Annotated in this window: 27 protein-coding genes; 11 read left to right on the top strand and 16 right to left on the bottom strand. The window is 71.7% G+C overall.

Annotation, left to right across the window (positions count from 1 at the left end; all coding sequences use genetic code 11):
- Positions 1 to 87 precede the first annotated feature (87 nt).
- Positions 88 to 1446, bottom strand: coding sequence for a Pup--protein ligase (gene pafA / locus AB0M83_RS23475; protein ID WP_285478434.1), 1359 nt, complete (start codon positions 1444 to 1446; stop codon positions 88 to 90).
- A 142-nt stretch (positions 1447 to 1588) separates the two neighbouring features.
- Here pafA and AB0M83_RS23470 point away from each other — a divergent pair, with 142 nt between their 5' ends.
- The 3 genes from AB0M83_RS23470 (at position 1589) to AB0M83_RS23460 (ending at position 5172) form a co-directional block, all read left to right on the top strand.
- Positions 1589 to 3073, top strand: a complete 1485-nt coding sequence (locus tag AB0M83_RS23470) for a phosphatase PAP2 family protein (RefSeq protein ID WP_364520299.1) — start codon at positions 1589 to 1591, stop codon at positions 3071 to 3073.
- A gap of 103 nt (positions 3074 to 3176) precedes the next feature.
- Positions 3177 to 4364, top strand: coding sequence for an alpha/beta hydrolase-fold protein (locus AB0M83_RS23465; RefSeq protein WP_364520297.1), 1188 nt, complete (start codon positions 3177 to 3179; stop codon positions 4362 to 4364).
- Positions 4365 to 4395: 31 nt separating this feature from the next.
- On the top strand, positions 4396 to 5172 hold the full coding sequence (locus tag AB0M83_RS23460) for a class I SAM-dependent methyltransferase (RefSeq protein ID WP_364520295.1): 777 nt from the start codon (positions 4396 to 4398) through the stop codon (positions 5170 to 5172).
- A 48-nt stretch (positions 5173 to 5220) separates the two neighbouring features.
- On the opposite strand, the gene prcA is transcribed toward AB0M83_RS23460, so the two are convergent.
- The 4 genes from prcA to dop form a co-directional block, all read right to left on the bottom strand.
- A complete protein-coding gene (gene prcA / locus AB0M83_RS23455) occupies positions 5221 to 6030 on the bottom strand; it encodes a proteasome subunit alpha (RefSeq protein WP_364520293.1) in 810 nt (269 codons plus the stop codon).
- Positions 6031 to 6084: 54 nt separating this feature from the next.
- A complete protein-coding gene (gene prcB / locus AB0M83_RS23450) occupies positions 6085 to 6939 on the bottom strand; it encodes a proteasome subunit beta (RefSeq protein ID WP_364520291.1) in 855 nt (284 codons plus the stop codon).
- A 135-nt stretch (positions 6940 to 7074) separates the two neighbouring features.
- Positions 7075 to 7269 (bottom strand): ubiquitin-like protein Pup, encoded by a 195-nt coding sequence (locus AB0M83_RS23445; protein ID WP_013226725.1) that lies wholly within the window; start codon positions 7267 to 7269, stop codon positions 7075 to 7077.
- A gap of 86 nt (positions 7270 to 7355) precedes the next feature.
- Entirely contained in the window at positions 7356 to 8858 is a 1503-nt protein-coding gene (dop, locus tag AB0M83_RS23440) for a depupylase/deamidase Dop (protein ID WP_364520289.1), read from the bottom strand.
- Positions 8859 to 8900: 42 nt separating this feature from the next.
- Between dop and AB0M83_RS23435 the strand changes: the two genes are divergently transcribed.
- A complete protein-coding gene (locus AB0M83_RS23435) occupies positions 8901 to 9419 on the top strand; it encodes an NUDIX domain-containing protein (RefSeq protein WP_364520287.1) in 519 nt (172 codons plus the stop codon).
- Here AB0M83_RS23435 and AB0M83_RS23430 read toward each other — a convergent pair.
- From AB0M83_RS23430 to AB0M83_RS23420, 3 genes are read right to left on the bottom strand one after another with little or no spacing between them, the layout of a single operon-like run.
- Positions 9410 to 10024 carry a hypothetical protein gene (locus AB0M83_RS23430; protein ID WP_364520285.1) on the bottom strand — a complete coding sequence of 205 codons (615 nt, stop codon included), beginning with the start codon at positions 10022 to 10024 and terminating at the stop codon, positions 9410 to 9412. The two genes, AB0M83_RS23435 and AB0M83_RS23430, sit on opposite strands and share 10 nt — an antisense overlap.
- A gap of 48 nt (positions 10025 to 10072) precedes the next feature.
- Positions 10073 to 11002 (bottom strand): aldo/keto reductase, encoded by a 930-nt coding sequence (locus tag AB0M83_RS23425; RefSeq protein WP_364520283.1) that lies wholly within the window; start codon positions 11000 to 11002, stop codon positions 10073 to 10075.
- Positions 10999 to 11337: a hypothetical protein gene (locus AB0M83_RS23420; RefSeq protein ID WP_364520281.1), complete on the bottom strand. Its 339-nt coding sequence runs from the start codon at positions 11335 to 11337 to the stop codon at positions 10999 to 11001. Before AB0M83_RS23420 ends, AB0M83_RS23425 begins: the two co-directional genes overlap by 4 nt.
- 47 nt (positions 11338 to 11384) lie before the next feature.
- Here AB0M83_RS23420 and AB0M83_RS23415 point away from each other — a divergent pair, with 47 nt between their 5' ends.
- Complete coding sequence (locus tag AB0M83_RS23415) at positions 11385 to 11723, top strand: metalloregulator ArsR/SmtB family transcription factor (protein ID WP_364520279.1); 339 nt, start codon at positions 11385 to 11387, stop codon at positions 11721 to 11723.
- A gap of 86 nt (positions 11724 to 11809) precedes the next feature.
- Positions 11810 to 12685 (top strand): TIGR03620 family F420-dependent LLM class oxidoreductase, encoded by an 876-nt coding sequence (locus tag AB0M83_RS23410; protein ID WP_364520313.1) that lies wholly within the window; start codon positions 11810 to 11812, stop codon positions 12683 to 12685.
- Here the strand turns inward: AB0M83_RS23410 and AB0M83_RS23405 are convergent.
- The gene (locus AB0M83_RS23405) at positions 12662 to 13507 is read right to left on the bottom strand and encodes a DUF3626 domain-containing protein (protein WP_364520277.1); all 846 of its coding nucleotides are present in this window, start codon (positions 13505 to 13507) and stop codon (positions 12662 to 12664) included. The genes AB0M83_RS23410 and AB0M83_RS23405 overlap by 24 nt on opposite strands.
- Positions 13508 to 13638: 131 nt before the next feature.
- Positions 13639 to 15441: a proteasome ATPase gene (gene arc, locus AB0M83_RS23400; RefSeq protein WP_155544114.1), complete on the bottom strand. Its 1803-nt coding sequence runs from the start codon at positions 15439 to 15441 to the stop codon at positions 13639 to 13641.
- Positions 15442 to 15806: 365 nt separating this feature from the next.
- On the opposite strand from arc, the gene AB0M83_RS23395 reads away from it, so the two are divergent.
- Together AB0M83_RS23395 and AB0M83_RS23390 are read left to right on the top strand one after the other, a co-directional pair.
- Positions 15807 to 16658, top strand: coding sequence for a hypothetical protein (locus tag AB0M83_RS23395; protein ID WP_364520275.1), 852 nt, complete (start codon positions 15807 to 15809; stop codon positions 16656 to 16658).
- A 13-nt stretch (positions 16659 to 16671) separates the two neighbouring features.
- Positions 16672 to 17121: a hypothetical protein gene (locus tag AB0M83_RS23390; protein ID WP_364520273.1), complete on the top strand. Its 450-nt coding sequence runs from the start codon at positions 16672 to 16674 to the stop codon at positions 17119 to 17121.
- Here AB0M83_RS23390 and AB0M83_RS23385 read toward each other — a convergent pair.
- The 3 genes from AB0M83_RS23385 to AB0M83_RS23375 all read right to left on the bottom strand — a co-directional run bounded on the left by AB0M83_RS23385 (position 17118) and on the right by AB0M83_RS23375 (position 19974).
- Positions 17118 to 17915: a pentapeptide repeat-containing protein gene (locus AB0M83_RS23385; RefSeq protein ID WP_364520271.1), complete on the bottom strand. Its 798-nt coding sequence runs from the start codon at positions 17913 to 17915 to the stop codon at positions 17118 to 17120. The two genes, AB0M83_RS23390 and AB0M83_RS23385, sit on opposite strands and share 4 nt — an antisense overlap.
- Before the next feature lie 4 nt (positions 17916 to 17919).
- On the bottom strand, positions 17920 to 18750 hold the full coding sequence (locus AB0M83_RS23380) for a tRNA (adenine-N1)-methyltransferase (protein WP_364520269.1): 831 nt from the start codon (positions 18748 to 18750) through the stop codon (positions 17920 to 17922).
- 72 nt (positions 18751 to 18822) lie between these two features.
- Positions 18823 to 19974 carry a site-2 protease family protein gene (locus AB0M83_RS23375; RefSeq protein ID WP_364520267.1) on the bottom strand — a complete coding sequence of 384 codons (1152 nt, stop codon included), beginning with the start codon at positions 19972 to 19974 and terminating at the stop codon, positions 18823 to 18825.
- A gap of 368 nt (positions 19975 to 20342) precedes the next feature.
- Between AB0M83_RS23375 and AB0M83_RS23370 the strand changes: the two genes are divergently transcribed.
- From AB0M83_RS23370 to AB0M83_RS23360, 3 genes are all read left to right on the top strand, one after another.
- The gene (locus AB0M83_RS23370) at positions 20343 to 21254 is read left to right on the top strand and encodes a RecB family exonuclease (protein WP_364520265.1); all 912 of its coding nucleotides are present in this window, start codon (positions 20343 to 20345) and stop codon (positions 21252 to 21254) included.
- Positions 21254 to 22045 carry a thioesterase family protein gene (locus AB0M83_RS23365; protein ID WP_364520263.1) on the top strand — a complete coding sequence of 264 codons (792 nt, stop codon included), beginning with the start codon at positions 21254 to 21256 and terminating at the stop codon, positions 22043 to 22045. Before AB0M83_RS23370 ends, AB0M83_RS23365 begins: the two co-directional genes overlap by 1 nt.
- Positions 22046 to 22109: 64 nt before the next feature.
- Complete coding sequence (locus AB0M83_RS23360; protein ID WP_364520261.1) at positions 22110 to 23045, top strand: ParA family protein; 936 nt, start codon at positions 22110 to 22112, stop codon at positions 23043 to 23045.
- 48 nt (positions 23046 to 23093) lie between these two features.
- Here AB0M83_RS23360 and hisG read toward each other — a convergent pair whose 3' ends face one another.
- The 3 genes from hisG to AB0M83_RS23345 form a co-directional block, all read right to left on the bottom strand.
- Positions 23094 to 23939, bottom strand: a complete 846-nt coding sequence (gene hisG / locus AB0M83_RS23355) for an ATP phosphoribosyltransferase (RefSeq protein ID WP_364520259.1) — start codon at positions 23937 to 23939, stop codon at positions 23094 to 23096.
- Between the two features lie 49 nt (positions 23940 to 23988).
- Entirely contained in the window at positions 23989 to 24252 is a 264-nt protein-coding gene (locus tag AB0M83_RS23350; protein ID WP_155544123.1) for a phosphoribosyl-ATP diphosphatase, read from the bottom strand.
- A gap of 66 nt (positions 24253 to 24318) precedes the next feature.
- Complete coding sequence (locus AB0M83_RS23345; protein WP_364520257.1) at positions 24319 to 24831, bottom strand: methylated-DNA--[protein]-cysteine S-methyltransferase; 513 nt, start codon at positions 24829 to 24831, stop codon at positions 24319 to 24321.
- Between the last annotated feature and the right edge of the window lie 15 nt (positions 24832 to 24846).

Below are 24846 nucleotides of genomic sequence, written 5' to 3'. Positions count from 1 at the left end.
GCAGGATCGCCCCCATGCGTGTCGTGCGTGTGGTTCTGCTCGTGTTCGCCCTGGTGGTCTCGGCCGCCGTGCCCGCGTCGGCGGGGGTCAGAGCGAGCTGATCAGGCGTTCCACGCGCTCGTCGACCGAGCGGAACGGGTCCTTGCACAGGACCGTGCGCTGGGCCTGGTCGTTCAGCTTCAGGTGCACCCAGTCGACCGTGAAGTCGCGCCCGGCGGCCTGGGCAGCGGCGATGAAGTCGCCGCGCAGCTTCGCCCGGGTCGTCTGCGGCGGGGTGTCCTTGGCGGCCTCGATCTCGCCGTCGTCGGTGACCCGGCGGACCAGGCCCTTGCGCTGGAGCAGGTCGAAGATGCCCCGGCCCCGGCGGATGTCGTGGTAGGCCAGGTCGAGCTGCGCGATCCGCGGGCTGGACAGGTCCAGGTCGTGCTTGTGCCGGTAGCGCTCGACCAGCCGGTGCTTGATCGCCCAGTCGATCTCGGTGTCGATCTTGCCGAAGTCCTGCTGCTCGACCGCGTCCAGCGCCCGGCCCCACAGCTCGATGACGCGCTCGTTCGCCGGGGTCGTGCCGTTGTCCTTGAGGTGCTGGACGGCGCGGGCGTGGTACTCGCGCTGGATGTCCAGCGCCGAGGCCTCGCGCCCGCCGGCGAGGCGCACCTGGCGGCGGCCGGTGAGGTCGTGGCTGATCTCGCGGATCGCCCGGATCGGGTTGTCCAGGGTGAAGTCGCGGAACTGGACGCCGGCCTCGATCATCTCGAGCACCAGGTTCGCCGAGCCGACCTTGAGCATGGTCGTCGGCTCGGCCATGTTCGAGTCGCCCACGATGACGTGCAGGCGCCGGTAGCGCTCGGCGTCGGCGTGCGGCTCGTCGCGGGTGTTGATGATGGGCCGCGAGCGGGTGGTCGCGCTCGAGACGCCTTCCCAGATGTGCTCCGCACGCTGGGACAGGCAGTAGACCGCGCCGCGCGGGGTCTGCAGCACCTTGCCGGCGCCGCAGATGAGCTGCCGGGTCACCAGGAACGGCAGCAGCACGTCGGCGATCCGCGAGAACTCACCCGCACGGGTCACCAGGTAGTTCTCGTGACAGCCGTAGGAGTTGCCCGCGGAGTCGGTGTTGTTCTTGAACAGGAAGATGTCGCCGCCGATGCCCTCGTCGGCCAGCCGGCGCTCGGCGTCGACCAGCAGGTCCTCGAGGATCCGCTCGCCGGCCTTGTCGTGGGTGACCAGCTGGACGAGGTCGTCGCACTCGGCCGTCGCGTACTCGGGGTGCGAGCCGACGTCCAGGTAGAGCCGGGAGCCGTTCGACAGGAAGACGTTCGATGAGCGTCCCCACGAGACGACTCGCCGGAACAGGTAGCGCGCCACCTCGTCGGGCGAGAGCCTGCGCTGTCCGTGGAAGGTGCACGTGACCCCGAACTCGGTCTCGATGCCAAAGATCCGCCGCTGCATGCCACCAGAGTAGGCGCTGGACCCCCATCGACGGTGCGCCGTTCGGGCGTCGACACGCCCCCGGTGTGCCACAGACGGTGAAAACTCCCCGATTCAGGCACGATTGGAGCACTGCTCTTGACTACTCGGGGAAGGCAACTCCTTGGCACACGAGCTCATCCGGGCTTTCCGGCAAGTAGGCCGGACCGACCGCGCCCTGATGCGGCGCAGCGCTGCCCTGCCCGCCACCAGGGCCGACGACGTGCTGATGGCGCTGTCCAGATCGGCGAACAAGTCCCGGCTCTGGTGGGGGGTCGCCGCGGCGCTGGCCGTCCGCAAGGGCGAGACCCGGCGCGGGGCGCTGCGCGGGGTCGTCGCGATCGCCGGGGCCAGCGCCGCGGCGAACCTGATCGGCAAGCCGCTGTTCCCCCGCCGCCGCCCGGCGGAGGAGGAGACGCCGGTGCGTCGCCGCCTGCGGAAACGCCCGACGTCGTCCTCGTTCCCGTCCGGCCACTCGGCCTCCGCGGCGGCCTTCGCGACGGCGGTGGCGATGGAGTCGCCGCGTGCCGGTCTCGTCGTGGCGCCCCTCGCGCTGGCCGTCGCCTACTCCCGCGTCCACACCGGCGTCCACTGGCCCTCCGACGTCGGCGTCGGCCTGGGCATCGGGGTCGGCGTGGGCCTGGCGACCCGACACTGGTGGCCACTGCACGACGACGTCCCGGGCCGCACCGCCCACGACGCGGACGCGCCCGAGATGATCGACGGCGACGACATGCTCGTGCTGGTCAACCCGAAATCCGGCATCGACGGCCAGGACCCGACCGAGGACGCCCGGCACGCCTGGCCCAAGGCCGAGATCCTCTACCCCGACCCCGACCGGAACCTGATCGCCCAGCTCGAAAGCGAGATCGACGCCCGCGGGACGGTCCGCGCGCTCGGCGTCGCGGGCGGTGACGGCACCGTGGCCGCGGTCGCCGCGGTCGCCGCGGAACGCGACCTGCCGCTCGCGCTGATCCCGGCGGGCACGCTCAACCACTTCGCCCGCGACATCGGCGTCACCTCCATGCCCGACGCGGACGCGGCGACCGAGATCGGCAACGCCGTCGGCATCGACCTCGGCGAGGTCGAGATCACGGAGGCGGACGGCGACACGGCGCACCGCTGGTTCGTCAACACCGCCAGCCTCGGCGGCTACCCGGAGATGGTCCGGCTGCGCGAGAAGCTGCAGGAAAAGCACCCCAAGTGGCCCTCGGCCGTGATCGCGCTGACCCGGTCGCTGCGCCACGCCAAGCCGCTGACCGTGCGGCTCAACGGCAAGCTCACCCAGGTCTGGCTGCTGTTCGTCGGCAACGGCACGTACGCGCCCAAGGGCTTCGCGCCCAGCCGGCGGCCCGCGCTCGACACCGGCCTGCTCGACGTCCGCTACCTGCGCGCCGACCTGCCCTACTCCCGGGCCCGGTTCCTGCTGGCGATGGTCACCCGCAGCCTGGCGGCCAGCCACGTCTACCAGGAGCTCGACGTGGCGGAGCTGGACGTCGAGCTGCTGGACGGCCACCGCCGCGTCGCGACCGACGGCGAGGTCGGCCCGCTCGGCACCCGGTTCCGCTTCCGGTCGAGGCCCAGCGCCCTGACCATCTACCGTCCTTGAGATCTCTTTACTTTCTCTCAACGAACCCACAGCCGTCCCTGGCTAGCGTCTTGATCGAGATGCGGGCGATCCTGCCCGCGAACCGGGGACGAGCGGGGATCGAATGGGCGGGCACGGCCTGGCGAGCGGCCTCCACCGGGCCGCCACCGACCCGGTGCTGCCCGGCGACATCACCGCGCGCGCCCGCGACATCGGCCCGTTCGAGTCCCCGCTCATCTGGCTCGCCCTCGCCTCGGCCGCCGTCGCGGTCCTGGCCGCCGTCATCGCGGTGTGGCACCGGCGCCGGGTGCGCCGCTGGGGCTGCACCGCCTTCGGCGTCCTGCTGCTGCTCGCGGCAGTCACTGCCCTGAACAGCTACGTCGGGTACGTCCGCACCTCCGACGACCTCGCCCGCCTGCTGCAACGCGGCCCCGGCGTCGTCAACCTCGCCGGGCGCCTGCTCGACGACGGCGACGAAGCGCCGTCCGCACCGCACCCGGGCGCGGGGACCGCGGCCGCCGGCCAGCGCATCGACGTCGTGAACCTGCCCGACCCGGCCCACGGCGTCCCGTCGGGCAGCAACTACGTCATCCTGCCGCCCGCATACGACGCCGACGCGGCCCGCCGTTACCCGGTCGTCTACCTGATCCACGGCTACCCGTTCGGCGGTCCCCGCGACTGGCTGACCTCCGGCGACGCCCCGGGCACCCTGCTCGCCCTGCAGCGGGGCGGCGTGATCGGGCCGATGATCGTGGTCAGCGTCGACCTGACCGCCGGAAACCCCGCCACCGACTGGGAATGCCTCGACGTCCCGGGCGGCCCGCAGCTGGAGACCTACCTCGCCCGCACGGTGGTCCCGGCGATCGACCAGCGCTACCGCACCCTCGCCGACCGCGGCCACCGGGCGCTGGGCGGCATGTCCGGCGGCGGCTTCGGGGCGCTCAACATCGGCCTGCACCACGTCGACGAGTTCGGCACCCTGCTGATCGCCCTGCCGTACGACGACCTCAACGACTCGGTCGGCATCCTCGGCGGCGACCGGGCGGCCATCGCCGCCAACACCCCGCGCCGCTACCTGCCCGCGATGAGTTTTCCGGCGCCGATCTCGGTGATGCTCGCGGTGGGCACCGGAGCACCCACCGACGTCACGACGGCCCACCGCATCGCCGACGCCCTCCACGCCCGCGGCCAGGAAGCGGTCGTCCACGCCGAACGCGGCTTCAACCACACCTGGCACACGGCCCGGGCGACACTGCCGTACCTGCTGGCCTTCGCCGACCAGAACTTCCGGGCCGCACCCGCGACGTCCTGAAATCCGATTGCCGGGCCTGGGATCTTGGAGCATGGACCTCGCGACGCACTACGCCACCGGCCCCGCCGAAGACGACCGGCTCACCCGCACCCCGCACGGCCGCCTGGAGTACCTGCGCACGCGGGAACTGCTCCGCCGGCACCTCATCGCCGGTGCCCGCGTCCTCGACGTCGGTGGCGGCACCGGCGTCCACGCCACCTGGCTGGCCGCCGACGGTCACCCGGTGCACCTGGTCGACCTCGTCCCGGCCCACGTCGCCCGAGCGGCGGCACTGCCCGGCGTCACGGCCTCGACCGGCGACGCGCGCGACCTCGACGCGGCCGAAGCCACCTACGACGTCGTCCTGCTGCTCGGCCCGCTCTACCACCTCACCGGCGCCGGCGACCGTGCTCGCGCGCTGGCCGAAGCCCGGCGCGTGCTGCGCCCGGGAGGCCTGCTCGCCGCGGCGGGGATCAGCCGGTACCTCTCCTTGCTGGAGACCGGAGCCGCCGGCACGCTCACCCCCGGCCACGTCGGCCCGGTCCGCACGGTCATCGAGACCGGCGCCTACGACGGCCACGCGGGCTTCGTCGCCACGCACTGGCACACGGCGACCGAACTCCACGACGAAGTCGCCGCCGCGGGCTTCACCGGGACAGCCGTCTTCGGCGTCGAAGGTCCTTCGTGGCCCGCACTCGACGCGGCCGGGCTCTCACGGTTCGACGAACTCGTCGAACCCGCCCTGCGCGCCGCCCGGATCGTCGAGCGGGACCCGCACCTCGTCCACGCCAGCGCGCATCTGCTCGCCTTCGCCCGCCGGCCCGCATGACGAAGGCGGGGGCGCGGTCACCGACCACGCCCCCGCCTTCGCGAAGTCCTACTCGCCTTCCGGCTTGCTCTCCGGTTCCTCGCCCTGCGGGTCCGGCACCGGCAGCAGGGAGTCCAGCACCGTGCCCGTCAGGCGGCGGAACGCGCGCCGCGGGCGGTCGCGGTCCAGGACCGCCACCTCCAGCTTGATCGGCGGGTCGGTCTCGCCGTTGCCGTTCGCCGCCGAGTTCGCCGCCGAAGACGAGGACGAAGAAGAACCGGCCGACGAAGACGCCGTCGGCGCCGGCTGGGTCGGCGTGCGCAGGGCCGCGACCGCCAGCCCCAGCGCCGCCTGCAGCTCCAGGCCGTCCTCGAACGTTTCCTTCAGCTTCGCCGCGATCTTCTCGTTCTGGCCACCCATCACGATGTACTGCGGCTCGTCGAAGATCGACCCGTCGTAGGTCAGCCGGTACAGCTGGTCCTCCGCCGCGCTCGCCCCGACCTCCGCCACGCAGACCTCCACCTCGAACGGCTTCAGCTGCTCGGTGAAGATGCTGCCCAGCGTCGCCGCGTACGCGTTCGCCAGCGCCCGCGCGCTCACGTCACGCCGGTCGTACTGGTACCCCTTGAGGTCCGCGTGCCGGATGCCGGCCACCCGCAGGTTCTCGAACTCGCTGTAGCGCCCGACGGCGGCGAACCCGATCCGGTCGTAGATCTCGGACACCTTGTGCAGCGTCGCCGACGGGTTCTCCGCCACGAACAGCACGCCGCCCGCGTACTTCAGCACCACCACGCTCCGGCCGCGCGCGATGCCCTTGCGCGCCAGCTCGGAACGCTCCCGCATCAGCTGCTCGGGAGAGGCATACAACGGCATCGTCACGGTGTGCGCTCCAGGTCTTTCGGTGTTCCAACGTTCACTGGTTCAGCTCCGGAGTCAGGACAGCCGGCGCTGCTGGCGCTCGATCCGCCCGGCCACCACGGCCTCCGCGACCGCGGCCGTCTCCCGCTCGGACAGCTGCACGGCCCCGTGCTCCGCGGTGATCGTCACGACGCTCGGGAAGATCCGGCGCACCAGGTCGGGCCCGCCCGAGGCGGTGTCGTCGTCCGCCGCGTCGTACAGCGCCTCCACCGCCACTCGTGTCGCGCCTTCGACGTCGGCGTCCGGGTCGTGCAGCTTCTTCAGCGCGGATTTCGCGAACAGCGAACCCGAGCCGATGCCCGCGTAGCCGCCGTTCTCCTCGTAGCGCCCGCCCGCGGCGTCGTACGACACGATCCGGCCCGCGTGCTTCGCGTCCTCGGCTTCCAGGTCGTACCCGACGAACAACGGGATCGCCGCCAGCCCCGCCATCGCCATCTCGAGGTTGGCCTTGACCATCCCGGCCAGCTTGTTCGTCTTGCCGTCCAGCGACAGCGAAACGCCTTCGATCTTCTCGTAGTGCGCGAGCTCCACCGCGTACAGCCGCACCATCTCCACGGCCAGCCCGGCCGTACCCGCGATGCCGACCGCCGAGTACTCGTCGGTGACGTGCACCTTCTCGATGTCGCGGCTCGCGATCAGGTTGCCCGACGTCGCCCGCCGGTCACCCGCGATCAGCACACCGCCCGCGAAGGTCAGCGCGACGATCGTCGTGCCGTGCGGCACGCCCAGGTCCGCGACGCCGTTGCCCACCCGTCGCTCCGGAAGCAGTTCCGGCGCCTGTACCCGCAAGAAGTCCGAAAACGACGACGTCGCCGACGAGAAGTACGCGGCCGGCAGCGCGGGACCCGAGATGCCCCTGGTGTTGTCCATACGTGCTCAAAAATCCCATCTGTGCGGGCCGCAGGCCCCGCGCCGGGCGACCCCGGCCCACCGGACCACGGTCGCCTCCACGCGGAACCCCGGCCGCCGGCTGAACGGTCGGCTGGGGCGCAGCGCCCCGAGCGGCTACTCGCCGCCCTTCTGCACATAGGCCCGGACGAAGTCCTCGGCGTTTTCCTCGAGCACGTCGTCGATCTCGTCGAGGATCGTGTCGACGTCCTCGCCGAGCTTCTCGCGCCGCTCCTGACCCGCCGCGCCGGTGTCGTCGAACTCCTCGTCGGAGTCGCCGCCGCCGTGCTTTTCGATCTTTTCCTGGGCCATCTCGCCTCCCGGTGTGGCTGATGTTTCCTAGCCTACCCAGCGGCCCCGACATTCGGGGCAACGCCGCGATCACTGGTGCGTACCGCCTAGTCCGAACCGGTGAGCGCCTCCACCAGGTCTTCAGCCGTCGCCGACTCGTCCAGCAGCTTGCCGACGTGCGCCTTCGTCCCCCGCAGCGGCTCCAGCGTCGGGATCCGCACCAGCGACTCCTTGCCGACGTCGAAGATGACCGAATCCCACGAGGCCGCCGCGATCGAGGTCGCGTACTTCTCCAGCGCCCGGCCCCGGAAGTAGGCCCGCGTGTCCGACGGCGGCGTCGTCACCGCGGCCAGCACCTCTTCCTCGGTCACCAGCCGCTTCATCGACCCGCGCGTGACGAGCCGGTTGTACAGGCCCTTCGCCAGCCGCACGTCGGAATACTGCAGGTCGACCAGGCGCAGCCGCGGCGCGCCCCAGGCCAGCTGGTCCCGCTGCCGGTACCCCTCCAGCAGGCGCAGCTTCGCCGGCCAGTCCAGCCGGTCCGCGCACTCCTGCGGGTCGCGCGCCAGCGCGTCCAGGACCTCGCCCCAGACCCGCAGGACCTCCTTCGAGGCCTGGTCCGCGCCGGTGCGCTCCAGGTTCTGCGACGCGATCTCGTGGTAGGCGAACTGCAGGTCCAGCCCGGAGTACTTCTTCCCGTTCGCCAGCGCCACCTGCGCCTTCAGCGTCGGGTCGTGGCTGATCTGGTGGACGGCCTTGACCGGCTCGTCCAGCTTCAGGTCGTCGAACCGGATGCCGGACTCGATCAGGTCGAGGATCAGCGCCGTCGTCCCGACCTTCAGGTATGTCGAGTACTCCGACATGTTCGCGTCACCGATGATGACGTGCAGCCGCCGGTACTTGTCCGCGTCCGCGTGCGGCTCGTCGCGGGTGTTGATGATCCCGCGCTTGAGCGTCGTCTCGAGGCCGACCTCGACCTCGATGTAGTCCGCACGCTGGGAGAGCTGGAACCCGGCCTCCTCGCTCTGCTGGCCGATCCCGACCCGGCCGGACCCGGTGACGACCTGCCGCGAAACGAAGAACGGCGTCAGCCCGGCGATGATCGCGGTGAACGGCGTCGAGCGCGCGCACAGGTAGTTCTCGTGCGTGCCGTAGCTCGCGCCCTTGCCGTCGACGTTGTTCTTGTACAGCTGCAGCTGGGGCTGGCCGGGCACGGACGCCGCCTTCAGCGCGGCCTCCTCCATCACCCGCTCGCCCGCCTTGTCCCAGATGACCGCGTCGCGCGCGTTCGTCACCTCGGGCGCGGAGTACTCCGGGTGCGCGTGGTCGACGTACAACCGCGCCCCGTTGGTCAGGATGACGTTCGCCGCCCCCAGGTCCTCGACGTCCGGGTCGTGCCCCGGCCCGCCGGGGCCGGTCAGGTCGAACCCGCGCGCGTCCCGCAGCGGGGACTCCACCTCGTAGTCCCACCGCGCCCGCCGGGCCCGCGGGATGTCGGCCGCGGCCGCGTAGGCCAGCACGACCTGGGTCGAGGTGAGTACCGGGTTCGCCGTCGCGTCGCCCGGCACGGAGATGCCGTACTCGACTTCGGTTCCCATGATCCGCCGCATGTCCACCACCCTACGGGGTCGTCCTAGTGGAACGATGCACCCATGCCAGGCAGTGACGAACTCGTTGCGCTCTATGACCAGGCGGGCTCGGTCGTCGGCGCGACCCGCCGGAGCCGCCTCCGCGCCGAAGGACTGTGGCACGCCGCAGGGGTCGTGCTGGTCCGTTCGGGTGACGGGAAGGCCGTCTACGTGCACCTCCGCACCGCCACGAAGGACGTCTTCCCCTCGACCTGGGACTGCTGGGCCGGCGGCGTGGTCGCCGCCGGTGAGTCACCGGCCGACTGCGCCCGCCGCGAACTGGCCGAAGAGCTGGGTGTCCAAGGGGTGGAACCCGTCCCGCTGTTCACCAAGGTCTACGACGACGGCCACAACCGTTGCCACAACTTCGCCTTCGAGGTGCGCTGGGACGGTCCGATCCACCACCAGGCCGAAGAGATCGTCGAAGGCCGCTGGATCCCGCTGGAAGATCTCCGCGCCTGGATCGATGACCCGGCTCCGGAACTCCCCTTCATCCCCGACGGCCGCGAAGGCGTCCAGGAGTGGTTCCGCCGCTACGGCTGAGCAGCCAGCTTCGCCGTCATCGCGGGCAGCAGCCGCTTCGCCGCATCCACCGCGCGGGCCTCGGTGCTCGCCGAGACCGTCAGCTCGGACACGAGCGCTCCCTTGGCCAGCAACACCGTGCAGGTCTTGCCGTCGCTCCAGGCCTGCTGCCGCTCGACCCCGGGCTGGACGGGGACGCTCACCAGCTTGCCAGGGGGGCACTCGTTCTCCGCGACCGCCTGGGCGGCCGACCGGTCCGGGAACACCACGACGCGGTGGCTCAGCATCGACCCGCTGGGGTAGCGCCAGGTCGCGGTCCGGCTGCCCGCCGACGGCCCGTCCGCCAGGCATCCCGCGACCTCGTTCGAGGCCGGCTGCACACCTTCCTCCGCGACGTCCACGTCGGACAGCAGCGCGGGTTCCGCGAGCAGACCGGGATCGGGCTCCGGCGGCGCGACCGGCGCGGCCTTCGCGGGGCTCACCGGCACTTCGGTGGTCGTGACCGGTGCGGACGTCGGCGCCGGATCGTCGTAGTAGGTCTCGAGGTTGTTCGGATCGGGCCCTTCGCAGGCCGTCAAGCCCACCAGCGCGACCGCGGCCAAGGCGACCACCTGACGATGACGCACCCGGCCTCCTGTCGTCGGTTTCGTGCCTGCGAAGGGTAGTGCAGCCGCTCAGTCCCACTTCAAGGAGGACCGGTGTCGCCAGTACGCGCCGGGTTCCTCGGCCAGGCCGGCCAGCGAATCCCGGTCCGCCGCACCCAGGTCCACCGTGGTGGCGCGCAGGTTCGCCTCGAGCTGGGCCGGGCTCGCCGGGCCGATGACCGCCCGGTCCGCCCAGTCGTTCGCCAGCACCGCGGCCACCGCGACCGCGTCCGGCCCGGTCGCGTGCGCGGCGGCGATCCCGCGGACCGCCGCCGGCGCTTCGACCGCCAGCCGCCCGTTGGCCAGGGTTTCCTTGAGCAGCACGCGCTTCCCGGCCGCGTGTGCCGCGGCGAGCGCCGGCCCGGCGGACGGTTCCAGGACGTTCCACGTCGACTGCACCGCCGAGAACACCGGCCGCCCAGCCACTTCCAGCGCGAACGCCCGCTCGATCGCGGCCGCCTGCGCCGGCCCGGACGTCGAGAACCCGACCGCGACGCCGTTCGCGGAAAGCTCCGCCAGTGCCTCGATCAGCGGTTCGTCGGTGAACAGTGGACTGTCCACAGTGAGCGAATGCACCTGGTACAGGCCGACCCGATCCCGCAGCAGCGCCAGGGTTTCCGCCCACTGCGCCGCGAACCGCGTCGCCGAGTGCTCCTTCACCTCGTGCACGTCGGCGTCGAGCCGCCAGTCCCCCACGTACGCGTAGCCCCACTTGCTGGAAACCTCGACGTCAACGTGCCCGCGTTCGGCGAGCCAGCCGGCCAGGAACTCCTCCGAGCGCCCGTACGAGCGGGCGACGTCGACGTGCCGGATCCCCGCGGCGTAGGCGTCGTCGAGCACCGCGAAGGTCGCGGAGCGCATGGATTCGACGTCCCGCTCCGGCGGCAGCGCGCCCTCGCGGCCGAGGTTGATGTAGGCGGGCCGGCCCAGCGCGGCCAGGCCGAGCGCGATGCGGTTCACGCGGTCTGCTTGTGCCGGAGGATGGCCAGCCACTGGTCGGCGTTCTGGGCCTGGCGGTGAAGCTTCTCCAGGCGCGCGGCCGGGGCCCGGACGTACCCCTTGCCGAAGACCGGCGCGATCTGGCGGAGGCTCGCGCCGCCTTCGCGGGCGGCCAGCAGGGCCCAGTCGGACGCGTCGGCGCAAGCGGCCGAAGCGCGGCGCAGCTCCCCGAGGATGTCGATGAGCTCCTGGGCGCTCACCTCCCCCGCCTGGACGGCGGCGGCCGTTGTCTCCAGCCAGGCCAGGACGTCGGATTCGGTGATGGGCGCGCGAGGGCGGCGGGTTTCTTCGCTCACGGCCAGTGAGTATAGGTCGTTATACGTCGATATACTCGGTACCAGCCATGACGACACGCGCCGAATCCCAGCCGGAGGTCGAGCAGTTGCTCGACGTGTTCAAGGCGCTCGCGAACCCGGTGCGGCTGCAGGTGCTGCGGTGGCTGCGGGAGCCCGCGCGGCACTTCCCGGTGGAGCGGGCCATCGCGGACCCGGTCGAGGTCGGCGTGTGCGTGAGCCACATCCAGGAGAAGACGGGGCTCGCGCAGTCGACCGTGTCGGCGTACATGGCCGAGCTGCAGCGCGCCGGCCTGGTGCGCGCGACCCGCGTCGGCAAGTGGACGCACTACAAGCGCGACGAAGCCCGGATCGCCGAGTTCGTCGCGGTCCTCGGCCACACCCTCTGACCACTCCCCTCCCCTGTCTCGGCGGACATCCGGTTGACTCATATCGCAAATCTGCGATACTTCGATTTATGGGTATGATCGAGAACATGCGGCTGGGCCGCTACGGGATCTGGACGTTCGACTTCGAGGACCAGCCGGCCGGCCTGATCCGGGATTCCGTCCAGGAGCTGGAAGAACTCGGCTGGCCGGCGATCTGGATCCCGGAAAGCAACGGCCGGGAAGCCCTCACGCACGCCGGGTTCCTGCTGTCGGCCACCGAACGCCTCACCGTCGTCAACGGCATCGCGCAGATCTGGTCCCGCGAGCCGCGCTGGACCCGCGGCGCGGCCCTGCTGCTGGCCGACGCCTACCCGGACCGCCACCTGCTCGGCCTCGGCTTCGGCGCCGGGAAGCCCGGCGCGAAGCCGCTGCGGGCGATGAACGACTACCTCGACGCGCTGGACACCATCACGAGCGTCAACCCCGAGCCGCGAACGCCGGTCCGGCGCCTGCTCGCCGCGTACGGCCCGAAGATGCTGGAGCTGGCCCGGGATCGGTCGGCGGGTGCGCACACCTACCACGTGACGCCGGAGCACACCGCCGGAGCGCGGGAAATCCTGGGCGCCGGCCCGTTCCTCGGCGTCGAGCACGCCGTGCTGTTCGAAACCGACGCGGCCAAAGCGCGGGAGATCGCCCGCGAGCACCTGCACAGGTACCTCACCTCGCCGTACAACGTCGCGAAGTTCCGGCGGCTCGGCTACACCGAAGCGGACATCGACGGCGGCCGCGGCAGCGACCGGCTCGTCGACGACCTGGTGTTCTGGGGCGACCTCGACACGATCACCGGCAAGCTGCGCGCCCACCTCGACGCGGGCGCCGACCACGTGGGCGTCCAGGTCATCGGGATCGAGCCGGGCACTTCGGCCATGCCGCACTGGCGCCGGCTGACCGAAGCACTGCTACCCGCCGGCGTCACCGCGTAGGCCGAACCGCGCGGTGCAGTGCCAGACGCGCTTGAGCACCTGGGGGTCGTGCCGGCCGGCGCGGACGGCGTCACCGATGACGCGCGCGTCGAGCAGGCCGCCCTGGGCGATCTCCTTGCCGGCCCGCACGACGTCCTCACCCCGGAAGTCCGCGTGCTCGGCCAGCACCTCGACCGGCAGCCGGAACCCGTGGTGCCAGTACGCCGGGAACGGCAGGCCGGCGGCCGCCGCCTCGACGTCGGTACCGCGGAACGCCGGGTCCAGCACGAGCGCCTCGACGTCCGTGGCGAGCCGGAGCGGGCCGTGGACGTGGGCTTCGATGTGGTCGTCGAGCTCGTCCCGGGCGTCCGCCTCGGCGAGCGGCAGCAGCGGCAGGTGCTCGGCCGTGCCGAAGTCTTCCGGCTCGGCGAAGCTGTCCGGGTAGCAGAACGTCGTGCGGGCCAGCACTGCGCGCTTCAGCCGCAGGTGGGACGAGCCGAACCGGACCGAACCACCCGCCGGTCGGCGGCGGTGGTTCAGCGCGCCGTACTTGGGCCGGGCCGACGGCGGCTGATCGTCGTAGACGCCGCCGAACATGCGGTGCTCCCACCGCCGGCGGTCGCCGCCGGGGTGCGCGGTCAGCCCGCCGTTGCTCGTGCCGGTCTCGAACTGCGAGCGGTAGACGCCGTCCGTGACGAGGTGCCGCAGCAAGGGCACCTCTCCCACCAGGCGGTCCGGGTGGAAGTGCACGGTGACGTCCAGGTCTGCGGGCAGCGGCGGCCCTTCCACGCGGCTCGCGACGTACGCGACCGCTCGCTGCCACGGTTCCGTCCCCCACGCCATGAACGTGCATCCCATCCCGTCACGTATAGGTCGTTATACACAAGCGTCGGCGGTGACTCAGCTCACAAAAGTGGCCGGACACGCCGATGGGGCGGTCGCCGAAGCGGCCGCCCCATCGGGTGTTCGAACTGCTACAGGTACTGACCGGTGTTCGTGGCGGTGTCGATCGCCCGCCCCGAGTCCTGGTTCTTGCCGGTGACGAGCGTGCGGATGTAGACGATCCGCTCGCCCTTCTTGCCGGAGATCCGGGCCCAGTCGTCCGGGTTGGTGGTGTTGGGCAGGTCCTCGTTCTCCGCGAACTCGTCGACGATCGCGTCGAGCAGGTGCTGCACGCGCAGACCCGGCTGCTGGGTCTCCAGCACCGACTTGATCGCCGACTTCTTCGCCCGGTCCACGATGTTCTGGATCATCGCGCCCGAGTTGAAGTCACGGAAGTACAGGACCTCCTTGTCCCCGTTGGCGTAGGTCACCTCGAGGAACCGGTTCTCGTCGCTCTCCTCGTACATCCGCTCGACGGTGTGCTGGATCATCGCGTCGAACGTCGCCTTGGCGTCGCCGCCGAACTCGGCGAGGTCGTCGGCGTGGATCGGCAGGCCTTCGGCCAGGTACTTGGAGAAGATGTCCTTCGCGCCTTCGGCGTCCGGACGCTCGATCTTGATCTTGACGTCGAGCCGGCCCGGCCGCAGGATCGCCGGGTCGATCATGTCCTCGCGGTTGGAGGCGCCGATGACGATGACGTTCTCCAGGCCTTCGACACCGTCGATCTCCGACAGCAGCTGGGGCACGATCGTGGTTTCCACGTCGGACGAAACGCCCGACCCACGGGTCCGGAAGATCGAGTCCATCTCGTCGAAGAACACGATCACCGGGGTGCCCTCGGAGGCCTTCTCCCGCGCTCGCTGGAAGATCAGGCGGATGTGCCGCTCGGTCTCCCCGACGAACTTGTTGAGCAGCTCGGGACCCTTGATGTTCAGGAAGTAGGACTTCCCGTCCTCGTTGTCGCCCCGGGCCGCGGCCACCTTCTTGGCCAGCGAGTTCGCGACCGCCTTGGCGATGAGCGTCTTGCCGCAGCCCGGCGGGCCGTACAGCAGGACGCCCTTCGGCGGCCGCAGCTGATACTCCTGGTACAGGTCGGCGTGCAGGAACGGCAGTTCCACCGCGTCGCGGATCTGTTCGATCTGCCGGGTGAGGCCACCGATGTCCTCGTAGCGGACGTCGGGCACCTCCTCCAGCACCAGATCCTCGACCTCCGCCTTCGGCACGCGCTCGTACGCGTAGCCGGCCTTGGAGTCGACCAGGAGCGAGTCGCCCGGTTTGAGCGGCTGCTCGGCCAGCAGATCGGAGAGCAGGACCACCCGCTCCTCGTCCGCGTGCCCGACCACCAGCGCGCGAAGGCTGCCGCCCTCGACGTCGGCGGCGAGCACCTCACGCAGGGCACACACCTCGCCGGTGCGTTCGAAGCCGCCGGCCTCGACCACGGTGAGCGCCTCGTTGAGCCGCAGCGCCTGGCCGCGGCGCAACGACGAGAGCTCGACCGCGGGCGATACCGACACCCGCATCTTCCGGCCGGCCGTGAAGACGTCCACCGTGTTGTCCTCGTACGCCTCGACGAAGACGCCGTACCCGGACGGTGGCTGGGCCAGCCGGTCGACTTCCTCACGCAGCGCGAGGAGCTGTCCTCGGGCCTCACGCAGGGTTTCGACCAGTTTGGTGTTGCGTTCGGTGAGCTGGCTCACCCTTTCCGACGCCTCGGCGAGCCGCTGTTCGAGAACTCGGTTCTGCCGTGGCGAGTCGGTCAGTTTGCGGCGCAGCAGCGCCACTTCCTCCTCGAGAAAACGGATCTGCCGAGCCTGCTCGTCCGCCGTCGTCCCAGCTCCGGATGTTGCTGAAGGGTCGGCCTCCTCGCGCCGACCTCCGGGAAGGTCATGATGCATCGGGCACCTCCTCGGAGTGCTTTTCATTCCACGGTACCGGCGATCACCGACAAGAAAAGGCCTTTCCGGATCACAAGATCGGCGCGTCGCGGTTTCCTCGCCTGGTCCAGCACGGACATTCCCGCAGCGCAAGCGGCCATTTCGGTGCCGTGGCCCCGGCGCGTCGCGGGCCTGACCGGGCCAAGACGAACCAAGCACGTCGGGAGTACCCGGTCCCGAAGGGCGCCAACCTCGGCCGAGCCGGGCAATTCCGGCCAGTTCCGCCCTAACCGCGCGGCGGCCCCGGGCGATGGCTAGCATCGGGCCGACGTCGGCCGCTTCGAAGGCCGGGGTCACCGTCGAAGGAACGCTAGGGGGAACCACCCATGACCTACCCGCCGCAGCAACCGGGCGGCTACGGGCAGCAGCCCGGCGGCTACGGGCAGCAGCCCCCGCCGTACGGCCAGCAGCCCGGCGGCTACCCCCCGAGCGGACCGCAGCCCCAGCCGGGCTACGGCGGCACTCAGCAGTTCGGCCAGCCCGACCCGTACGGACAGCCGCAGCAGGGCGGTTACCCGCCCCAGACGGGCCCTCAGCCCCAGCAGGGCCACCCCCAGTACGGGCAGCAGGACCAGTGGGGTCAGCAGCAGCCGCAGAACTACGGCGGTTACGACCCGTACGGCGGCGGCTTCGGTGACGCTCCGCCGCCCAAGAAGAAGAAAACCGGGCTCATCGTCGGCATCGCGGCTGCCGCGGTGGTCCTCGTCGGCGGCGGCGTGACCTGGCTCGTCGTGGCGAATAGGGACGACGACAACGCCGCTGCGCCGCCCGCCAGCAGCAGCTCGGCGGCGCCGACGTCCGCGCCGAAGACGTCCGTTTCGAAGCCCAAGACCACGTCGCCCACCCGGCCGTCGACGACCGGGAGCAAGCCCGCCAGTGGGCCCGCCCCCTCGGGCAAGGGCAGCTCGCAGGAGCTCTTCGACACGACGATCGCCGCCTACAACGCCGGCGACGAGAAGGCGCTGGCCGACACCATCTGCCGCAGCGTCTTCGAGGGCACCACGGGTGAGATCCCGAAGGTCACGGTCAAGCTGTCCGGCGCGCCGCAGGACACCGGGGACAGGTCCACCGTGCGCTACTCGGCCACGGACGGCAGCAAGACCAAGGTCGGCACGATGTCGGCCAAGAAGGAATCCGGCCTGTGGTGCCTGTCCAACGTGAAGGCGGACGGCTCGTGAGCCCCCGCCGGCGGTGAACCGCACGCTCGCCGCCGGGCTCGTGCTGCTCGGCGTGGCCGGTGCGGGCGTGGTGCTGGGACTGCTGCTGATCGCGCCGTCCGGCTCCGCGCCCGCACCGTCGGATTCACCTCCACCGATGACCCGGACCTCGGCCTCCGCCGCGCCGAGCGCGGTCGACACGGCGGCGGTGAACGTGCTGGCCCGCGCGATCGTCGACGCGATCAGGGCGCACGACTCGGCGGCGTTCGGCAAGCTGACGTGCCGCCCGCAGAGCGCGGAGGCCCTGGCGGGGCTGCAGCGGACGTGGGACGCGGCCGGCCCGGTGACGGCGACGCTCAAGGAGCCGCCGGAAGTCCGCGGCGAGTCGGCGACGGCGAAGGTGCACGTCGAAGCGGCGGGCGGGACGAAGGACACGCCCTTCCCGCTGCACAAGGAGAACGGCCACTGGTGCGTGCCGGGCTAGCCCGGCGGCTCGAACCCCGCCGGCCAGCGGGTGGCCGCGTCCGCTTCGGCCCCGTCGAGGACGGCCCCGTCGAGCTCGGCGCCCATGAGGTCGGCTCCGCGGAGATCCGCGCCCCGCAGGTCCGCGCCCTCGAGGATGGCGCCGGTGAGCGTCGCGCCCGCGAGTTTCGCGCCCTTCAACGTGGCGTCTTCGAGGTTGGCCCCGGCCAGGCAGACCTGCGGAATGGCGAGACCCGGCAGGTCGGCGCCCCGCAGGTCCACCCGCTCCAGCTCCGACCCGGCTCCCGGCTCGATCACGTCACCGCGGCTCAAGACGGCCAGCGCGGCGGCGACGTCGTTCGCCACCCCGCCTTCGCGGCGCGGAGTTCCGGGAGCCCACGGCGCGCGCAGGCAGATGAACGACGTCAGCAAGGCGTGGGCGTGCCCGCGGTAGCGGGGATCCAGCTCGGCCAGCCGCTCGAGCGCGTAGACCGCTCCTTGCCTGGTCGCCTCGTCCTCCCCGGCGAGCTGCTCGATCGCCTTCGTGAACAGGTCGATCGACCGGCCGTCCCGATTCAGCCGGAGCTGCCGGGACGTCAGGTACGCGCCCAGTCCGACGCCCGACAGGGCCAGCAAGCCGCCCAGAGCCTGCACCAGCGTCGCCCGGACGTCGTTGACGGCTTTCAGCCGTTCCGCCGTGCTCAGGCCGGACGCACTCCCGACGAGCCAGGACGGCGCGAACACCACGCACAGCGCGACCGCCCCGGCGAACCCGGCCGCGACGACCGCGATCCCGAGCCGCCGGCGGGCGGTCATGGCGTCAGCCCTTGCCCTTGCTGGGCCGGCGCGACACGCGCGGGGACACGGTGCCGTCCGCGAGCCGCCGGGCGGTGAGCAGGAACGCCGTGTGCGCGACCATCCGGTGGTCCGGGCGCACCGCCAGGCCCACCACGTGCCACGGCCGCATCAGCGTTTCCCACGATTCGGGCTCGGTCCAGCACTGCTGCTCGCGCAGGGACTCCGTGACGCGCGAAAGCTGCGTCACGGTCGCGACGTAGACCGTCAGCACCCCGCCCGGCACGAGGTGGGCGGCGACGTTCGGCAGCTGGTCCCACGGGGCCAGCATGTCGAGCACGACCCGGTCGACCTCGCCCTCGTGCGTCGCCAGGTCCGCGACCGTCAGCGACCAGTTCGCCGGCTTCTCGCCGAAGAACTTCACGACGTTGTGCTCGGCGTGCACGGCGTGGTCTTCGCGGATCTCGTACGAGCTCACCTGCCCGGTCGAGCCGACCGCGCGCAGCAGCGAGCACGTCAGCGCGCCGGAGCCGGCACCGGCCTCGAGCACGCGGGCGCCCGGGAAGATGTCGCCCCACATCACGATCTGCGCGGCGTCCTTCGGGTAGATCACCTGCGCGCCGCGCGGCATCGAGAGCACGTAGTCCGGCAACAGCGGGCGCAGCGCCAGGTACGTCGAACCGCCGGCCGAGGTCACCACCGAGCCCTCGGGACGGCCGATGAGGTCGTCGTGGGCCAGTCCGCCGCGGTGGGTGTGGTACTCCCCGCCGTCGGCGAGCGTCAAGGTGTAGTGGCGCCCCTTCGAGTCGGTCAACTGCACCCGATCACCCGCGCGAAACGGTCCGCTGACCGACAACACTTCCTCCAGTACCCCGAATGGCCGACGACAGATCTTCGCAGGCCGCCCGGGCCGTGGCCGCAGCGGGTCTCAGCGAGAGCGGCGGTTCAGCGCGGCGCGCAGGTCGTCCCGGCGCAGCACGCCCGCCGGGCGGCCTTCGTCGTCGACCACCAGGAACTGCCACGCCGCGGTTTCGCGGACGCGCTCGACGACGTCCTCCCCCGGCTCCGAAGCCAGCAGGACCGTCTCGGCCCGGATCGGCTCGGCGGCGAGCTCCGCCGGCGCGTGCGGCGACGTGCCCGCGAGCCGCTCCGCCGCGCCCGTGTCGAGCAGCCCGGCGGCGACGCCGTCGGCTCGGACCAGCACCACGCCCCGGCCCGCCGACGCGGCCAGCGCGTCCGACACCGGGCTCTCGGCGGGCAGCTGCAGCACCGGCCGCACCAGCTCGCCCAGCTCCAGCCCTTCCGGCCAGGTGCGGCGCGCTTCCGCGGCCAGCTCCGAACGCGCGCCGAGGATCACGAACCACGCCGTGACGACGCAGACACCCAGGCGCAGCCAGCGGTCCGGGCTCCCGGTCGCGAGGCCCCACAGCGCCCACACGAGCAGCCCGGCGGCCACGACCGCGCCGCCGGCGACCGCGGCACGCGTGCCCTTCGCGCGGATCCCCGTCGCCGCCCAGACGCCCGCGCGGACCAGCCGCCCGCCGTCCAGGGGCAGGCCGGGCAGCAGGTTGAACACGCCGACGGCGAGGTTCGCCACCGCGCACTCGGCCACCAGCATCCAGACCGCGCCGTCGGGCGGGACGGCGAACATCAGCAGGCCGCAGAACCCGCCCAGCAGCAACGACACCGCCGGGCCGGCCGCGGCGACCAGGCCCTCGTGGACCGGCCGCTTCGGGGTTCGGGCCACTTCGGACAGGCCGCCGAGCAGGAACAGGCGCAGCCGCCGCACCGGGATCCCCAGCCGCAGCGCGGCCAGGCAGTGACCGAGCTCGTGGGCGAGCACCGACAGGCCCAGCAGCAGCGCGAAAGCGCCTGCCAGCAGCCACGACGTCAGGGTCGAGGCGTCCGGCAGCAACCGCCCGACCAGCGGCGCGTAGAGCACGACGACGACCAGCGAGCCGATCCACCAGGACGGCGCCAGCAGCACGGGCACGCCGGCGACCCGGAACAGCAGGAGACCGCCGTCCGAGCGGACGGCCTGCCGGGTGCCCCCGGTGCCCTGCTCACTGGTCGCGGCCATGCCGGAGAGCCTAGAGCCCCGGGTGTGGGTACCGGGTGATCCGGTCCCGGTGGTGTCGCCCACGGCCACCACAAGCACCCGCACGGACGACACACGTACCCGGAGAGTCGGCTCACGTACCTGAAGAGTCGGCTCACGTACCCGGACAGTCGGCTCAGTGCCAGGCCGAGCCGACTCCCTGGGTACGCGAACCGACCCCCTGGGTACGCGAACCGACCCTCTGGGTACGTGAGCCGACTCCTTGGGTACGCGAGTCGGCTGGCTGGGTACGCGATTCGGCTGTCCGAGTACCGGGTTGTCCGGACCTGTCCGGGGTGGCGGGCGTTGCGGTCGCCGGAACTGTCGTACCCCGGCGTTACGCTCTGCCCATGCCCGACGCCGACACCGTCACCGTCTCAGCCAGCACGGAACCCCCAGCCTCCGCCGTCGCCACGCAGGTGCGCCGGCGGCCCGCGTTGTCGCCGTCGAGGGCCAGCGACTTCAAGCAGTGCCCGCTGCTCTACCGGTTCCGCGCGGTCGACCGGCTGCCGGAGGTCCCGACCAAGGCCCAGCTGCGCGGCACGCTCGTCCACTCGGTACTGGAGCGGCTGTTCGCGCTGCCCGCCGCCGAGCGCGTGCCCGCGCAGGCGCGGGAGCTGCTCGGCCCGGCGTGGGCGGAGCTGTCCGAAGACCGTCCGGAGTGGACCGAGCTGTTCGACGGCGAAAAGCCCGACGACCACGCGGACTGGTTGCGCTCGGCGGAAAAGCTGCTGGACTCCTACTTCGAGCTGGAGGACCCGCGCCGGCTCGAGCCGGAGGCGTGCGAGCTGCACGTCGAGATCGAGCTCGGCTCCGGCGTCCTGCTGCGCGGCTACATCGACCGGGTGGACGTCGCGCCGACCGGCGAGATCCGGGTCGTCGACTACAAGACCGGCGCCGCGCCGCGCGAAATCGGCGAAGCCAAGGCGATGTTCCAGATGAAGTTCTACGCCGTGGTGCTGTGGCGGCTGCGCGGGATCGTGCCCCGCCAGCTCAAACTCATGTACCTCACCGACGGCCAGTCGCTCGCCTACACCCCGGACGAAGCCGAGCTGCTCCGCTTCGAGCGCACGCTGGAAGCCATCTGGCAGGCCATCCTCAAGGCGGGCAAGACCGGCGACTTCCGCGCGAACAAGAGCAAGCTGTGCAACTGGTGCGACCACCAGGCGCACTGCCCCGAGTACGGCGGCACGCCACCGGCCTACCCCGGCTGGCCGGAGCCCGACGCGGGCGACGAGACGCCGCTGGACCGGGCCGACTGATGGCTGACGCCTTCTACGTCCCGCTCGCCGACGGCCGGTTCTCCGCGACCGCCCACACGGCCGGGCCCTGGTCGTCCGACTCGCAGCACTTCGGTCCGCCGTCGGCGTTGCTGGTCCGGGCCCTCGAAAACGTCGAACCCGCGCACCCGGCGGAGCTCGCCCGGGTGACCGTGGAGATCCTCGGCCCGGCGCCGGTCGCCGAGCTCGCCGTGCGGGCCCGGATCGAGCGGCCCGGCCGGTCGGTCGAGCTGCTGCAGGCCGAGCTGGCCAGCGCCGATCGCGTCGTGGCGCGAGCTTCGGCGTGGCGCATCGCGACGTCCGACACGGCCGAGGTCGCCACCGACGGCGGGCCGCTGATGCCCGCGGCGGACAGCGTCACGGAGTCGCCGTGGCCCGAAGGCTGGCAGGCCGGCTACCTCGACGCGGTCGAGTGGCGCGCGGTCCGCGGTGGCATGGACGTGCCCGGCCCGGCGGCCGTCTGGGCCCGTCAGCGCGTCCCGCTGGTCGACGGCGAGGAGCCGAGCGGGCTGCAGCGCCTGTTCGCGGTCGCCGACTCCGGCAACGGCGTGTCGAACTACCTCGACCCGCGCAAGTGGTGGTTCATCAACTCGGAGCTGACCGTGCACCTGCGGCGGCCGCCGTCGGGCGAGTGGATCGGGCTGGACGCGGTCACGCTGGTCGGCAAGCACGGCGTCGGCACGGCGACGAGCATCCTGCACGACGCCGACGGCCCGGTGGCCACCGGCGCGCAGGCGCTGATGGTGCGACCGCGACAGGCCGGGGGCGGATAGCCACCCACAACGGCCCCGCATCCAATAGCCTTCGCGGAACGACCGACATGAGGAGCGCTCCGGCATGCAGATCACCTCGGTGGTCAACCAGAAAGGCGGGGTCGGCAAGACCTCACTGAGCGTCGGCACCGCGGCCGCGCTGGCCGAGCGGGGCCGGCGGGTGCTGCTGGTCGACCTCGACCCGCAGGGCCACGCGACGACCGAGATGCTCGGTCTGGAAGAGGTCCGCGGAGACGCGCCGACCCTGGCGAAGGCCCTGGCCAAGACGTGGAAGGGGCCGATCGAGCAGCTCGTCGTCCCGCACCCGCGCAGCAATCTCGGCAAGGGCGGCGCGCTCGACGTCATCCCGACGTCACCGGGGATGTTCGACCTGATCCGGCGGCTCGATTCGTTCCGCGTGCCCGGCTGGCAGCTGGCCCGGGTCATCCAGTTCGCCAACTACGACCACTGCGTCATCGACTGCCCGCCGGCGCTGGACGTGCTGACCAACAACGCGCTGGCGGCCTCGCACGGGATCCTGGTCCCGGTGCAGCCGGACAAGACGAGCATCCGCGCGCTCCGGCTGCTGGCCGACCAGGTGCGGTACGTCGAGCAGACGGTCGGGCGCCAGCCGCTGTCGTGGTTCGGCCTGGTGCCGAGCCTCTACCGGCGGCCGATCTCGCACTACGCGGCCGCGGCGCTGCAGGAGATGTACGAGTTCGGCATCCCGATGCTGTCGCACCTGCCGCTGGGCGTGGTGATGAACGAGGCGGCCGCGCACGGCGTCCCGGTGACGACCTACGCCCCGGAAACCCTGCAGGCGCTGTCCTTCCGCGAGATCGCGGGCACGCTCGACACCTACCTGGAGCAGAACTCGGCGCCCGCGGTGATCCCGGCCGACGAGGAGTTCGTCTTCGAGGACTTCATCTCCGAGGTGTCGGTGGCCCGCAACACGAACGACAACGGCGTCCGCAAGGGCCTCTACGACCTGCTGCCGAAGAAGCCGCACCGCCCACGCTGACCCCGGTTCGCGGGCGGGAAGCGAATTCCCGCCCGCGAACGGAGTGGTTCAGAGCCGGCAGGAGCGGATGTCGGAGGCCAGGATCGCCTTCGCGCCCACCTCGGCGAGCTCGTCCATGACCCGGTTGACGTCCTTGCGCGACACCATCGCGCGCACCGCCACCCAGTCGTCGTCGGCCAGCGGCGCCACCGTCGGCGACTCCAGACCCGGCGTGATGGCGATGGCGCGGTCGACGAGCGTGCGCGGGCAGTCGTAGTCCAGCATCAGGTACTGCTGCGCGAACACCACGCCGCGCAGCCGCGCGGCGAGCTGGTTCTTCGGCTTGCTCTGCTCGGTGCCCTTGCGCTGCAGCAGCACCGCTTCCGACACGCAGATCGGGTCGCCGAACGCGACGAGGTTGTTCTGCCGCAGCGACCGGCCGGACTCGACGACGTCCGCGATCGCGTCCGCCACGCCGAGCTGGATCGAGATTTCGACCGCGCCGTCGAGGCGGATCACCTCGGCCTCGACGCCGTGGCGCGCGAGGTCGTCGCGCACCAGCCGCGGGTACGAGGTGGCGAGCCGCTTGCCCTGCAGGTCGGCCGGTTTCCAGTCCTGGCCCGCGGGGGCGGCGTAGCGGAACGTCGAGCCGCCGAAGCCGAGCGCCTGGACCTCTTCGACCGGGGCACCGGAGTCGAGCGCGAGGTCGCGGCCGGTGATGCCGAGGTCGAGGTCACCGGAGCCGACGTAGATCGCGATGTCCTTGGGGCGCAGGAAGAAGAACTCGACCTCGTTGACGGTGTCGAGCACCGTCAGGTCGCGCTGCTCATGCCGCTTCCGGTAGCCCGCCTCGCCGAGCATCTCCGTCGCCGCGGCGGCGAGGGCTCCCTTGTTCGGCACGGCAACACGCAGCATTTCGCTTCTCTCCTCGTTCTTCGCACGATCCGGCACCGCGCGAACCCCGTCACAGGTAGCGGTAGACGTCCTCGGTCGACAGTCCACGGCCGAGCATCAGCACCTGCAGCCGGTACAGCAGCTGGGAGATCTCCTCGGCGAGGCGCTCGTCGGACTCGTGCTCGGCGGCGATCCACACCTCGCCGGCTTCCTCGAGCACCTTCTTGCCCTGGGCGTGCACTCCGGCGTCGAGGGCGACGACGGTGCCGGACCCGTCGGGACGGGTACGCGCGCGCTCGGCAAGCTCCGCGAACAGCTCATCGAAGGTCTTCACGGTCTGCAGATCCTTCCATCCCGGCCCGGTCCCCGCTGCCCCGGGCCGGTCGGGATGCCGCCGATCTCACACGACCGTGGACGCGGCCTCCCGCGATGTGGGACGCCGGCGCTCGAAGCCGAGGAGGTACTCCTTGCGCTCCAGGCCCCCGCCGTACCCGGTCAGCGAGCCGGTCGAGCCGATGACCCGGTGGCACGGCACGACGATCGAGATCGGGTTCTTGCCGTTGGCCAAGCCGACCGCCCGCGCGGCCGACGGCTTGCCGAGCAGCTGCGCCAGCTCGCCGTAGGAGGCGGTTTCGCCGTACGGGATGTCGAGCAGGGCGGTCCACACCGCCTGCTGGAACGGCGTGCCGCGGAAGGCCAGCGGCAGGTCGAACTCCCGGCGCGTGCCGGCGAAGTACTCCTCCAGCTGAGCCCGGGTGCGGTCGAAGATCTCCGCGCCGGCGCTGCGTTCGCCGAACGTCAGGTCGGCGGGCCGGTGGCGCTGCTGGTGCATGTACAGGCCGCGCAGGGCGTCCCCCTCGGCGACGAGGGTCAGCGGGCCGCAGGGGCTGTCCACCACGAGGTGGGTAGGCATGGTTCTCCAGTCGGG

Origin of the sequence: Amycolatopsis sp. NPDC051106 (assembly GCF_040682775.1) — a bacterium.
Taxonomy (GTDB): Bacteria; Actinomycetota; Actinomycetes; order Mycobacteriales; family Pseudonocardiaceae; genus Amycolatopsis.
This window is presented reverse-complemented; position numbering and strand designations above follow the sequence as displayed.